This is a genomic window from Nostoc sp. LPT (assembly GCF_017115165.1).
In the GTDB taxonomy this organism is placed as follows: Bacteria; Cyanobacteriota; Cyanobacteriia; order Cyanobacteriales; family Nostocaceae; genus Nostoc.
The window spans coordinates 161,960-175,678 of sequence record NZ_JABXKF010000139.1 but is presented as its reverse complement, the minus strand read 5'-3'; the positions used below and the strand labels follow the sequence as shown (position 1 = coordinate 175,678).

The following is a 13,719-nucleotide window of genomic DNA, read 5'->3' as shown; positions in this document are numbered from 1 at the left end:
ACTAATAACCCCTAACTTAGCACGGGCGAAACGCCCCGCTACTGCTAACAGCACGGGCGAAACACCCCGCTACTGCTAACATCACTCTAAAAAGGATAACTCAGGTGGAAAATTCGGTTTCTCAATCTGTTGAGTTGAAGTCAGAAACAGCTATGCAGCTTGACAATTTGCTGCATTTGCTTATCGATCTCAAAATTATCGAATCCCCTGAGCAATCTCCTTTATTACCATCAGAAACTGATAATAGTAATGAGTATATTCCAGAAGAAATTGAATTACTGCAACTTCCTCCAGTGACATTAGAAGTATGTGAAGCTTATTTAGAATCGAATTTTAATTTTCCTCAAGATATATCTAATTACTCACAAACTACTCAAGAAGAGTTAGAAGAATCTATTGAAATATTTACAGAATTTGAGGAAAAATTAGATAACTCAGAGGATGCATTGCAAAAATTACGGGAGATATTGGTCGGATATGAGCTAGCAGAAGTAAACAATATTACAGCTAAACTCGAACAAAAATTAACAAAAATAGAACATCAAATTTACGATCCTAAAGAGCTAATAAATCTACTACTCCCGTTGATTTCTGAGCTTTTAAGGCTGAAGATTACAGAGTCGAAAGAGGAAATTGTCAAGATAATTGCTCCTATTATCGATGAGACTATCCGCAGTCGCACTGAACAGGATAAAGTTAGCATGAGTGAGGCGATCGCACCTGTAATCCCTCTAGCTATTTCCCAACAGATTATTATAGCTCCAGAAGAAGTTTCAGATGCGATCGCTCCGGCAATGGGACGAGCCATAAAAAAGCAAATTGAAATTGAGCAGAATATTGTGGTGGATGCACTCTACCCAGTTATTGGTAGTACCATAGCCAAATATATGGCAGAGACAATCCGTGCCATTAACCGACAAGTTGAAGAAACCCTCAGCGTTGAAGGCATTAAACGTAAAATTCGTGCCAAGCTACAGGGAGTTTCAGAAGCAGAATTAATTCTTAGAGAAGCTCTACCATTTACAATTCAAGCTATTTTCTTGATTCATAAAGCATCTGGTTTAGTGATCTCAGATATTCAGCACTCTGATGTAGAGCAGTTAGAAGCTGAAATGGTAGCAGGAATGCTGACAGCAATTCGCAGCTTTGCTAATGATTGCATCAATCAATCTGGAAGCATAACAGAATTAGATGCAATTGAATACGGGACATCCAAAATAATTTTAGAAGTTGCAGGATACTGTTATTTAGCGATTGTTGTGCGCGGAGAGCCAAGCAAAAACTTTATTGGGAAAATGCGGCAAGTCTTCAGCACAATCATTAAAAAATATGGTGATTTAATTGAAAAGTATGATGGCGACCCAGATTTAATTCCTATTGAAATTCATACACTTCTAGAAGAACTGAAAAATACAGGTATTCAGGAGAAAAAGAAAACAAAAATCTCACCGTTACTGGTATTAGGTTTAACAGCTATCAGTAGCATTTTCATTCCTTGGGGTATTTGGCAATACCGTAGTGGGGTTATACATTCCATTGAAAATCAAACTTTGTTGGCTCTAACTTCTGTTCCAGAACTAGCAGTATATCGGCTCACTGTAAAAGTAGAACACAACAAATTAAAATTAACAGGACGATTACCTAATCAACTTCTTCGCCAGAAAGCCGAGCAAACAGTCAAAATCACCTCTCCTAATTGGTTGATTAACAATCAAATTTTATTAGTAGATGTACCAGCAGACCCCGTATTAGCTGCTGCTGAAGTCAAACGAGTCACAGCAGTTTTAAATCAGACTGACGATATAGCAATTTCCGCTCAATACATCGCTGGTAAAGTAGCTGTTGAAGGAACTGTCAACCGAATTGCAGATGCTCAGATTATGAAGAATGCATTTGAACAAATTCCAGGCGTAAAATCTGTGTCTAGTGTGGTGCGAGTAGAACCCCCACAGATTGAAGTTCGATTTTATTTTCAACCCGACTCAGCGAGTTTAATGAAGGCAGACATAGCGCATAAGATTCAACAGGTCAAGTTTTTCCTCGATCGGCACCCAAATAAGCATTTAAAAATTATTGGTTATAGTGACCATACTGGTGCGAACAAATCTCAAAAATTGGCACTGGCGCGAGCAAAGGCTGTACAACAAGCACTGATTAAATTAGGCATCAAGCCATCTCGCCTACAGGTCATTGGTAGGACAAATTTACCACCAGGAATTGATGAAACTCAACCCTTGTGGTTAAGCCGCTGTGTCGCTCTAGAACCGATAAACAAGCAATTTTAAGTTTATAGTAGCTATGATTCGGATAAAACATTCTCTATTTTTCTTCAACTATGTCTACAATCTCTAAAAAAATCTGCTTATTTGGTGATTTTGGTGTTGGTAAAACTAGTCTGATTCGCCAATTTGTGGAGTGTCAGTTTAGTGATGAATACCTTTCAACTGTAGGAGTAAAAATCTCTCGTAAATTGGTTAGTGTTTCCGAAAAAAATCTACTTAGTGAACAAAAATTACAGTTGATAATTTGGGATATTGAAGGCAGTAATAAGTTTAAGGCAGTTGCTAACAATTATTTTCAAGGTTCTAAAGGTGCTGTGATAGTCGGTGATGTGACACAAGCAGAAACACTCAATCATATCCAGGAGCATATTCAAACTTTTTTAGCTGTTAATCCCAACAGTTATGTTGTTGTTGCACTGAACAAATCAGATATGATTGCAGCCGAATATTTAGAAAATATTCGTCAAATGTATCAATTCACCAATCAAGCTAATATATTAGACACTTATGTAACTTCAGCTAAAACTGGCAATAATGTTGATAAAATATTTCAAACTTTAGCCATTCGTTTAATTTAATTAAGATGAATTCATTTTCGACAAGGTTGTTATCTATATGTAGTATTGAATATTTGATAATTGATGAAAACTTCAAGATTATAGAAATATCTTTGGGATTAAATCATTTTGTCGATATTCCTAATGAATTAAAGGTCGATCAAGATGTTCGGATTGTGTTTCCAGAATTAGAGGGACTTGAAGATATTTTTGATGCAATTTTACAGGGAGAACAAGATAATTTTGAATTAAAAGGAATTATGCGATCGCAAGATACGGCTTCTCCTTTGTATATTGATATTCGTATTACTAATAATCTTCAAGAAGACCATTCCAGCAATCGACTAACCATCGTTGTCGAAGACGCTACAGAACGGATGGTACTTGAGCAATCTTTATTTCAAGGTGCAAATGAAGCAAATCTTTTGCTACGTAACTTAAAAGCTTCTAAACAATATATTGACCAAATTGTGACATCAATGGCAGACGCCTTGTTAGTGACAACGCTATCAGGCGAGATAAAAAAAATGAATTATGCCGCACAAATTTTATTGCAATATAACGAAATAGAACTTATTGGTCAACCGATCGCAAAAGTTATTAGAGAAGTCAATAAGTATCCATTGATAATTGAAGATATTGATATATCCCACAGGCCAGACATAAATTCTTTAGTAAAAGAAGTAGAAACCGTTTGTTATACCAAAAGTGGTAAAACAATTCCTGTAGCTTTTTCATCTTCAATCGTAAAAACAGAAATTGAACATTTTCAAGGTTATGTTTACATTTTACGAGACATGACTGAACGAAAGCAGGCAGAACTTGCTAAACAGGAATTCTTAGCGATGATTAGCCATGAAGTTCGGACTCCGATCGCATCAGTAATTGGTATGGCCAGTTTGCTGCAATATACTGAATTGACTGCTGAACAGCAAGACTTTGTTGAAACCATTTATACCAGTGGAAATTCTTTACTCAAAATTATTAACGATTTCCTTGACTTCTCCAAAATACAATCGGGCAACTTAGAACTCGAAGAGGAGCCTTTTGCTTTGCGAAATTGCATTCATGAGGCTTTTTATATGCTTGCACCTACAGCTAGAGAAAAAGGTTTAAAACTCACATTTTTAGATAGTCCTGAACTTCCTACTACGATAGTGGGAGATATCACCAGACTGCGCCAAGTCTTGATTAATTTAATCAGTAATGCGATTAAATTTACCGAAACTGGAAGCATAGAAGTTTCAGTTATAACCCGCAAGAATAGCGATATTAATCATTCTTCTGCTGCAAATACTGACGAAATTCAGTTTAGTATTAAAGATACAGGCATCGGAATTCCACGCGATCGCGTGAAGCGTTTATTTAAAGTCTTCAGTCAAGTTAACTCCTCCATTACTCGACAATATGGCGGTACTGGCTTAGGTCTTGCCATCTGCAAGCAACTATGCGAGTTAATGGGTGGCAGAATTTGGGTTGAAAGTGTGCTTAATGCAGGTAGTACATTTTACTTTACGATTGCCGCTTCTGTTATTCCAGAGGAGTCGGCAGGAGCCAGTGCGGTCTTCCCTCAACAGGAGATACCAAAAGCCATCGAGTCTCCCCAAGTGGAGCAACTGGTGTTAAAGAGTCAGGAGTTATTCAGCGTCCCCGCGTCTTCTTCCCCGTCTCCTGACCTACATAAATTAAGAATTCTTTTAACTGAAGATAATCTGGTGAATCAGAAAATAGCCTTGAAGCAACTCAAAACCCTGGGCTACAGTGCTGATGTCGCTAATAATGGGAAAGAAGCATTGCAGCTATTAGAAAAGATTCCTTATGATTTAATTCTGATGGATTGCCAAATGCCGATTCTCGACGGTTTGGAAACCACAAAAGAAATTCATCGTTGGCAAGAAAGTAGCTTTGCTAATGGTCGTCGTCCTGTGGTAATTGCGATGACAGCTAATGCAATGAAACAAGACAAACAAATGTGTCTAGATGCCGGAATGGACGACTATTTGAGCAAGCCGGTGATGAAAGAAAATTTGGCCGCGACGCTAGAGTATTGGGGAAGTGTAATATTCAGAGCAAAAGAAGCCACAGAGCAGATTTCTACAACAGATGTCGGTTCGGTTGACCTCCCAATTGATTGGGAACGCTTGCATCAACTTTCAGAAAACAACCCAGAATTTGAATTGGAACTACTGCAAATGTTTGTTGAAGATATTCAACCTCGTCTAGAGTTAATTAAAATAGCGATCGCAGCTCATGACTTTGAGCAAATAGCGCTCCAAGTCCATCAAATTAAAGGTGCTAGTGCCAATATGGGAGTTACAACCATGCACCTGGCAGCAGAAAAACTAGAACAATTAGCGATAAACCAAGAACGTCGAGGTACTACTAACTTAATCGTAGAGTTAGAAGAGTTTATTAAGCGCATCCAAGAGTTTTTAATCAGTAGTCAGTAGTCAGTGTCTTCCTACTCCAATCATAGGTCTTTTTTGTACGATTTACTAATAAATAAACAGTAACGATTATCTTCTGTCGGCTCATAACTCAATTTGTCGGCAATGGCGGACATGATTTTTAAACCACGCCCGCGCTCTTGATCGTTATCCTCAAATTCAGATGTTTGGCGCAATTGCTGTTCTAAATCAAATGGTTCACCTTCAGACCAAATGCGAATTTCTATATATTCATCTAACCGCACAGCTTCCATCTCAATCGGAGTTTCAATAGGTAAATTTTTGTGGGCGTGTTCAACAATGTTAGTAAAGCCTTCTATCATCAGAGTTTGACATTGCCACCAAATTTGTTTATCGGTAATAGGTGGTTGATTTATCTGCTCGAACCAAGACAAAACTTGAGATGAAGCTGTCAGGTCTGTGTTGACTTTGAGAGAAATTTTATTATTCACTTCTTAACTAATAAAATATTGTTAAATCATCATATTCCTTAATTAGTTTATTTAATTTGAGTATTTTTACTATACATTAAAAACTCAATTGCATATAAGTTAAATTAAAGCAACTATTTACGCTCGTTTTACTTAGTAAACTGTAATTTATGTTTAAAATTCTGGTTATTGATGATGATCCGACAGTGCGAGCAGTACTGAAAAGTACACTCCAAAGGCAGGGTTATGAGACTACTGTAGCCAGTAATGGCGAAGAAGGAATTATAAAAGCACAACTGCTACATCCTGCCCTGATTATCTGTGACTGGATGATGTCCCAGGTAGATGGGCTAGAAGTGTGTCGTCGAATTAGAACAGATCCAGAGTTGGCAACTACTTTTTTTATTCTATTGACGGCTAAGGGAGCAGCTCGAGGAGAGGAAGAAGATAGAGTTAGGGGACTTGACGCTGGAGCGGATGAGTTTATCTCTAAACCAATAGAGATGAATGAATTGAAAGCACGGGTAAGAGCAGGACTAAGGTTACACCAGCTAAATCAGGATTTACAAAGTCAAAAGCAAGCTTTGGAGACACTAAATCAGGATTTGCAAACTCAAAAGCAAATTTTAGAAGCAGAATTGGCTGAGGCTGCTGATTATGTGCGATCGCTTTTACCCTCACCGCTTGTCGGAGCAGTAACTACAGAAAATCTGTTTATTCCCTCAGCACAACTAGGGGGCGATTGTTTCGACCATCATTGGATTGACGAGGATCACTTGGCAATTTATTTGTTGGATGTATCTGGTCACGGAGTCGGTTCAGCCCTCCTATCGGTATCGGTGTTGAATGTTTTGCGATCGCAATCTCTACCGAACACTAACTTTTCTCAACCAAGTGAAGTCCTAAAAGCCCTCAATCATGCCTTCCAAATGAGCAAGCACGGTGATAAATACTTTACAATCTGGTATGGAGTTTATCACCGCCTTAAACGTCAACTCATTTATGCCAATGCCGGACATCCACCAGCTTTACTGTTATCTAATACCTCCACGAACAACATCGAAGTTAAACAGCTAACTTCTCTAGATTTACCAATTGGCTTTTTGCCGGAAGTTCAATTTGAAGATGCTGTTTTTGAGGTTGAAGAAAACAGCACTTTATACATCTTTAGTGATGGTGCTTATGAAATTAATCAGTCAGATGGTAAAATTTGGGGGATCGATGCTTTCATTGACTTACTAACCAAATATAGTCAGAATACCTGTAACCTCAATCAACTTTTAACGAAGATTCTCACTTTAAATACTCAAGATAATCTTGATGATGACTTATCTTTAGTAAAAGTTAATTTTGGTTAGAATATCAGGTATGTATACTTAAATTTAGATTGTTTAACAGCCTATTGTGTTGCTAACACTTGGCGGTAAAATTCATCTTTGTCAGCAAAGGTTTGAAAAATTCTATCCATTTTAGTTAGTTCAAATAACATCCTGACTTGATCGCTTATCGAACAAACAAACAGTTTAGCGTTAGCAGTTCGTACCATTTGCATTGCTGATACTAAAGCACCTAAACCAGAGCTATCAATAAACTTTACTTCTTTCATGTCGATCAACAAAATATCAGCTCCGTTTGCTAGCAGACCACTAACTTCACGACGTAGTTCGTTACCTCTAATACCATCTAAAATCCCAGATATTTCTAGTACTTTTACATTCAAACTCATGGTTTTATTTTCCGATTATTTGGCTTGAAAACTATGTAGTTATATTTTGGCATTGACCTAATTAAACCGCAATAGATAAAGTCTGCAATTAGCTTTGTTTTACTACTTGCCGATTACTATTATTTGCTATTGCAGTAAAAAAGCTAGCATCAACCCATTGCCGAGAAATTTCAAAGGCTTCAAAATAGCCATCTTTCTGACCTAACTCTCGTGCCCAAAAGCGAGACAGAACAAGTATGGCATCGAGTTGCATAAATGCTTTATTTAACTCCGATTCATAACAACCGATCGCTGCAACTTTTTCCTCAATTACAGAGGTGATATCCACAAAAAAGTTGGGTTCAAAACCGCGCAAAAAAACAGGTGGTGCTGAATACCACAGGGGTATATTTTTGCGGGTAGCAACATTAGAAACTGCGATCGCACACACTTCATGATCTCTATGTCCATATTTTTCAGGTTGTGGTGCGTGAGTAATAATCAGATCCGGTTGCCAACGCCCAAGAGCTTCTTCAGTAACTTTAATCACTGCTTGTGTGGAGAAATTGCACTCCTCAAGTGCATGAAACTCATAAGTTGCACCGATGATTTTACCAGCTGCATCTGCTTCTTGATGACGTGTACCCTTAATAGGCGAACTAGAAAAACCGCCATCAGTCAAAATTAAGCAACGAACATTCCATCCTGCTTTGGACATCAGACTGAGAGTACCAGCAGCAGGTAAAACTTCATCATCAGCATGAGCATAGATTGTTAAGACATTTCGCTGACCAAAGTTGTTTGAGTCTGAATAAGTGTTCATAGGTGTTTTTCTAGATTAGATTTATCAACAAGGAGTTTTTCAATTTTAGATTTTAGATTTTTCCTTCAATCTAAAATCCAAAATTGGCATAGTTAGGAGTTTTTCTCCTTGTGCCATACTCCCCTCTTAGGCTTCTTTTGGAGGTTGCCAAACAGAGGCGCGGATGATAGCTGACAAAAGTAACAAGTTATAGATAGCCCATGCACCATTGAGTAGGTGAACTGAAGGATTATTTAGATCGCCAATTGCAAAGTGGTAAAAGCTCCATAATATTCCTAGAATAGTGAGGACAAAAATAACCAGTTGGGGCCAAACCAATTGGAGATAAATTCCAGATTGCCGCTGCTTAGGTGTTACTTGGAATTTGAGGCTACCCCCGAAAAACACACTTAATACGGCTTGAATGAATAAGGGAAATAAAGCGATCGCATATTGTTCGGCTCGCCAAACTTCTCTAGCCGGAATGCCCCAAGTAGCGGCAATGAAAGTCAACCGGTTGATAATAAAAGCTGGGAAAAAGTGCAGGGCAAAATCAGGGCCGTAGGATTTAACTGGAACAATGTCTGTGAAAAAATAGATGATTGGGCAAGAAATAAACACAACAGTAGCAAAACCAGAAAAATAGCTATACATTGTCTTAAAGTAATGCAATCGTTGCCAAAACGTTAGCCCTGGTTTTGTCAATGGATTTTCTCTCAGTAGCACTTGGATAGTACCTTGTGCCCAACGTAGTCGCTGTTTTAGGGTAGATTTTAAGTCATCTGGTGCTAAACCTTCTGCTAAAACTTCATGATGATAAACAGATTTCCAGCCAGCACCATGTAGACGCATGGCTGTATTCATATCTTCTGTAATACTGTTACTGGATACACCCCCAACTAATTGAAATTCATCTAAACGTTTTTCATCTTTGGCATACTCATCAGCAAAATATTGCAGTCCAACACTAATCAATGCCTCACGCCTTAATACTGCATCTGTTCCTGTATAGAAGGCGGCATTCATGCCATCTTTTCCCTGTTGGAGTGGGCCATAAAATAAATGTGCTTGATGCCCAAAGGGATCGCCTGGAGGAATGTTGTAAAAATCTTGGGGTGTCTGTACAAAAGCAATTTGATTATGCTCATATTTCCCTGTTAAAAGATTATAGGTGTAAAAATAAGGCACAACTCGCTTGAGAAATTGTGGTTTGGGAATATGGTCAGCATCTAGGGTAAGAATAAACTGTCCTGAAGTTTCTCCAGAAAAAATAGCGTAATTGAGGTTACCCGCTTTAGCGTGGTGGGGTACACCAGCCGGTTTGGGACGAGCAATGTAGCGAAAACGAGCGAGTTCAACTAGTTCTAGTTCTTTATTACGAATAGCTTCTTCTAAAGCTTTGCGTTCGGTAGTTAGACGATCGCGTAGCGTCTTTGCAGGAGAATCGCTAATACTTTGATGAGTCGAAGGTAGCCAAAGAATAAACTGTCGCAAACTTTGCACAAATCCAGTAGCAGGCTGGTTCACCACTGATTCTGATGATGCTTGCAGCCATTGTTCTGCGGCTTGAGTATTAGGTGTTAGATTTTCCAGTTGCTTCAGGCGCTCTAACAAACAAGAGTGTTCTGCATCAATCCGATTTGCTTCTTGTTGTAGTTGTGGTGATTGCAAATCCTGAATACACAATCTTTCTGTCATAGCTCGTATATCAGCCGAGTTACCATCATCCAGCACATAAACCCGTAACTTTGTTGGCGGGTAATCCATTGCTAGAGCAGCTTTGGCAGTTTCTTCGACAATTTCTGGTGGCTCGTTGTAGCAGGTGACAAACACATCCACTGTTGGCCAGTCGGATCTGGGTAGAGGTGGGATCATCTGGTCGAGAGACTTAATCTGTCTGACTAAAGGTCGCCATAACCCAATTACAAACATCATGCCACCGAAATAGCTATAAATTTCTGCTATCAGCAAAGGAATCGAGATCCAGAGGGCATCAAAATTGATGGAATGGGTGACGCGCCATTGCAAATACCAGATACCAAAAATTAAATTGATTTCTGCCAGGTAGCGAAATAACAGCGTTCTTTTTTTGAGTAATGAGCGGCTGTTACCAGAAAAGTTTGTAAGAGAAACTGAAGTCATCTTAGTACTCAATAGTTAATGTATCTGCATCCTCATCAAAACAAGTATTCCCTAGTTAAATTTGTAACTAACAAATTTTTCTCGACCAACCCAAAATTTGTGTTGCTCTATTGAGCTACGTCTCTACAAGAATTTTGATATTACTAGGATTTATGCAAAACTACACACTGTAGGGGCAATTTATTAATCATTTGGTATCAACTTAAGCTGAAATCTTCTGACTGTATGAGTTTTGCCCTCACCCCCAGCCCCTCTCTCTCCCAAAATTAGGAGAGGGGAGCAAATTCTCTACTTTAGTTCCCCTTCTCCCATATTGGAGAAGGGGTTAGGGGATGAGGGCAACCCTAGAACACAGGGTTTCAGTTATCTTATTTTGTGCCAGTTACTAGTTGAGTATTTTCACTATTTGAAACCCAGTAACTTCCAGAACTATCAGAAGTTAACTTGGTTTGTTGTGTGGCGCTGTTTGGTAGACCTCGCCCAGAATCTCCCTTAGTAACTGTCTGCCACCAAAGGGAGTTCATAGTGGTAATCGGACGAATTAAGGGTTGTCGATTTGTCACATTGTATAGCAAGGATTGCAAAATCATACTGTTGGTGCTGCTGGTAAAACCAACTGCTGTTTTGCCTGTGGTTTCATAGAAGCCCTCATAAAATCCAACTAATGGATTATATAAGTCAGTGGTTCCTTGCAGTAACTGTTGACTATACTTATTTTCTGGAAGCAGAGAATTATAGGCAAAAGCTACTGCTGTACTTACCAATCGCTCCTTTGGTAGAGGTTTACCGTCATCTCCTAAAGCTACCCAAGACTTCCCTTGTCCAGTAATTGTACTGTGGACAGTGTAAGGTTTACGATCGATTAAGGTGGTGGCTGAGGCTGTGAAGATGCCGGTGCGACGGTAACGTTCAGCTTGTGCTTGAAAAATTGGTTCAAAGAGCGATCGCATTTGTCGATCTAATCCAAACTCCAATGCATAGAGTACAAAAGGATTGCTAACTGTGTATTGGTTTTTGGAATTAGTATCTGTGCGATGGCGTTGAATTGGGACTTTCAATCCCTCCACTGAGGTAGTTTGATATTCACCCCCAACAGCAGAACGATCAAGATTAAACCCCCATAATTGAAAAGCACGAGCGGCATATTCCTCATAACCCAAGCGAGTTTCGGGGTTAACGCGGGTGAGATATCGCCCATCTTGCTCTTTGGTAACGGTGGCACTAGAAAGAATACCTTCGCGCACCACACGCAAGTATGACCAATCCAGCACAATTTTATCTACGGCAGCCGTGTATTCTGGATGACAGCTTTTTAAGTTGTACAGCGCTGCCAGCATTCTACCTAAATCTAAAGCTGACCAACCGTTTCCTTCTGGAACTGGATTTCCACCATAATCAACTGGTTGGAGAGTTCTGGTATCATAACTCCGACTCGGCAATTCCCCAGCAAATAACGGTAACTTTGTCAAGGCTGCTAAGAGATGGCGAGTGCGCTGGTCAAATTCTTTGGGAGTAATTGTATCGAGCGATCCCGCCGCATGGAGTGCTGCGAGATAATCTCCCAATCCCCAAAGGGTTGCACCTTTGAAATCACTGCGATCGTCTATCAGCCCACTCTTGGCGTGATAATTCGCTTGAAAGTATCGCCAAGCCGCCTCTGCATAGCGCCGTTCAACAGGCGTCAGCGATCGATCTAGTTTCAGATTAGATGATGGCTGGGGACTATCCACTGCTGGAATAGGTGCAACGGTCACTTCTGTAGGTTTAGAAGTATCCGCAGGAGTTGCGATCGGTGTCTTAACAGTAGAATTCGGTTGATTTGCAGGTGTTGCACCAGAAGCATTTTCACTGGGGTTGCCAGTAGAATTCGGTTGATTTGCAGGTGTTGCACCAGAAGCATTTTCACTGGGATTACCAGTAGAATTCGGTTGATTTGAGGGTGTTACACCAGAAGCATTTTCACTCGGCTTACCACTAGACACACTCGCAGAAGTGGAAGCAATTAAAGGGTGATTTCCCCTAGCTTTGTAGTATAAAATCTCCAAAATTAACCCATTAGTATTACCCGTCAAAGCTTTATTGGGTTGTTTTGATTCTTCATAGATCCCAGCATAGTAACCACTATCATCAGGACTGCGGAGATCCTTGACTGCATCAAAAACTTTTTGGGCATAAGCATTATCTGGAAACAGATAGCGCCAGCCAAAAGCAGCTTTTGTACTGATGCTGCGAAACTGTGGATAAGGTTGATTGGCATCGGTAATAGTTGCCCAGTTTGCACCGTTGGCATAAACGGTGTTGTAGAGAAAATAAGGTGCTTGGTCGATATTATCTTCTGTTACCGCAGTTAACTGACCTGTGGTATCAAAACGTCGTTTTTGCACATCTAAAACCCTGGCAGCAAAATCAGCTAACTCACCTTGTAAGCCAAATTCAATCCCATCAAGGATATAAGACTCACTCACAACATAATTATTAGCGTTGGTGCTTTGAAAGTCACGGCTATCAACAGGAATTTGCACACCATTAATTTCAACTAACTTAAACGGTTCTAAAGCAATAGCCTTGGGTGCTGAGAAACCCCAAAGTTGATAACCCCTAGCGCCGTATTCTTCGTAGCCGAGTCGTCCTTCTTGCACGAGTAAGGTTTTTTTGTCAGGGAGAACAGTAGCGCCAAAAAGTTGTCCATCTTTGAGCGATCGCGCCACCTGCCATTTTGCGACAATTCCCTTGAGCCAGTCATTATATTGAGGATGACAGGTACGAATGACATCAAACGCAGCCAGTATTCGCCCAACATCCAAAGCAGACCAACCAATACCTTGTTCTAGTGGATTGTTACCATAATCAACCATCTTTGCGGTAGCTGCGTTATAGACTTTATTGGGCAAAGCATCTTCAAATAATTTCAGGCTGTTGAGAGTCGTCAAAAACTTATTGAGGCGGGAATCAAAGTCTGCTTGATCGGTAAGATTCAACCATCGTGCAGCATTTAATGCCATCAGGTAGTTACCCATATCCCAGAGTGTACCTGAAGGATAACCCCCAGTAGAATTGGTAAATCCCGTTGCTGGCTGATAATTTTTGACAAAATACTGCCAAGCCGCACGAGCATAAGTTTGTTCTTCAGATGTGAGCGGGGTTGTAATATTGCTACAGCTATTAGAATTTTGAGATAAGACTGGTGTCGGGATGTAAAACAAAAATTGCAGAAATGTTCCAATTAGAAACAATGCAATCCATCTCAACAGCTTTTGTTGATGGTGCTTGTATAGCATAAGCAAAGAAGAAGTTAGGAGCGCGTCTGTACAGCTATCGATAGAGTCGAGTAGCGCTAGTGAATGATATTCGCA

9 protein-coding genes are annotated in these 13,719 nt (G+C 39.8%); 4 read left to right on the top strand and 5 right to left on the bottom strand.

Annotation, left to right across the window (positions count from 1 at the left end):
* The first annotated feature begins 104 nt into the window (after nucleotides 1–104).
* The 3 genes from HWQ58_RS26540 to HWQ58_RS26530 are packed head-to-tail and all read left to right on the top strand — an operon-like array spanning nucleotide 105 to nucleotide 5,289.
* Nucleotides 105–2,285: an OmpA family protein gene (locus HWQ58_RS26540; RefSeq protein WP_292869483.1), complete on the top strand. Its 2,181-nt coding sequence runs from the start codon at nucleotides 105–107 to the stop codon at nucleotides 2,283–2,285.
* Nucleotides 2,286–2,335: 50 nt separating this feature from the next.
* On the top strand, nucleotides 2,336–2,860 hold the full coding sequence (locus HWQ58_RS26535) for a Rab family GTPase (RefSeq protein ID WP_292869480.1): 525 nt from the start codon (nucleotides 2,336–2,338) through the stop codon (nucleotides 2,858–2,860).
* 5 nt (nucleotides 2,861–2,865) lie between these two features.
* Nucleotides 2,866–5,289: an ATP-binding protein gene (locus HWQ58_RS26530; protein WP_292869477.1), complete on the top strand. Its 2,424-nt coding sequence runs from the start codon at nucleotides 2,866–2,868 to the stop codon at nucleotides 5,287–5,289.
* Between the two features lie 20 nt (nucleotides 5,290–5,309).
* Here the strand turns inward: HWQ58_RS26530 and HWQ58_RS26525 are convergent, their stop codons facing one another.
* Nucleotides 5,310–5,738, bottom strand: a complete 429-nt coding sequence (locus HWQ58_RS26525; RefSeq protein WP_292869474.1) for an anti-sigma regulatory factor — start codon at nucleotides 5,736–5,738, stop codon at nucleotides 5,310–5,312.
* 149 nt (nucleotides 5,739–5,887) lie between these two features.
* On the opposite strand from HWQ58_RS26525, the gene HWQ58_RS26520 reads away from it, so the two are divergent.
* Nucleotides 5,888–7,075 carry a SpoIIE family protein phosphatase gene (locus HWQ58_RS26520; RefSeq protein WP_292869471.1) on the top strand — a complete coding sequence of 396 codons (1,188 nt, stop codon included), beginning with the start codon at nucleotides 5,888–5,890 and terminating at the stop codon, nucleotides 7,073–7,075.
* 41 nt (nucleotides 7,076–7,116) lie between these two features.
* On the opposite strand, the gene HWQ58_RS26515 is transcribed toward HWQ58_RS26520, so the two are convergent.
* The 4 genes from HWQ58_RS26515 to HWQ58_RS26500 form a co-directional block, all read right to left on the bottom strand.
* Complete coding sequence (locus HWQ58_RS26515) at nucleotides 7,117–7,443, bottom strand: STAS domain-containing protein (RefSeq protein WP_292869468.1); 327 nt, start codon at nucleotides 7,441–7,443, stop codon at nucleotides 7,117–7,119.
* An 88-nt stretch (nucleotides 7,444–7,531) separates the two neighbouring features.
* The gene (locus tag HWQ58_RS26510; RefSeq protein WP_292869465.1) at nucleotides 7,532–8,245 is read right to left on the bottom strand and encodes a PIG-L deacetylase family protein; all 714 of its coding nucleotides are present in this window, start codon (nucleotides 8,243–8,245) and stop codon (nucleotides 7,532–7,534) included.
* 126 nt (nucleotides 8,246–8,371) lie between these two features.
* Nucleotides 8,372–10,366 carry a glycosyltransferase gene (locus HWQ58_RS26505; RefSeq protein WP_292869462.1) on the bottom strand — a complete coding sequence of 665 codons (1,995 nt, stop codon included), beginning with the start codon at nucleotides 10,364–10,366 and terminating at the stop codon, nucleotides 8,372–8,374.
* Between the two features lie 368 nt (nucleotides 10,367–10,734).
* Complete coding sequence (locus tag HWQ58_RS26500) at nucleotides 10,735–13,644, bottom strand: DUF3131 domain-containing protein (RefSeq protein WP_292869459.1); 2,910 nt, start codon at nucleotides 13,642–13,644, stop codon at nucleotides 10,735–10,737.
* Between the last annotated feature and the right edge of the window lie 75 nt (nucleotides 13,645–13,719).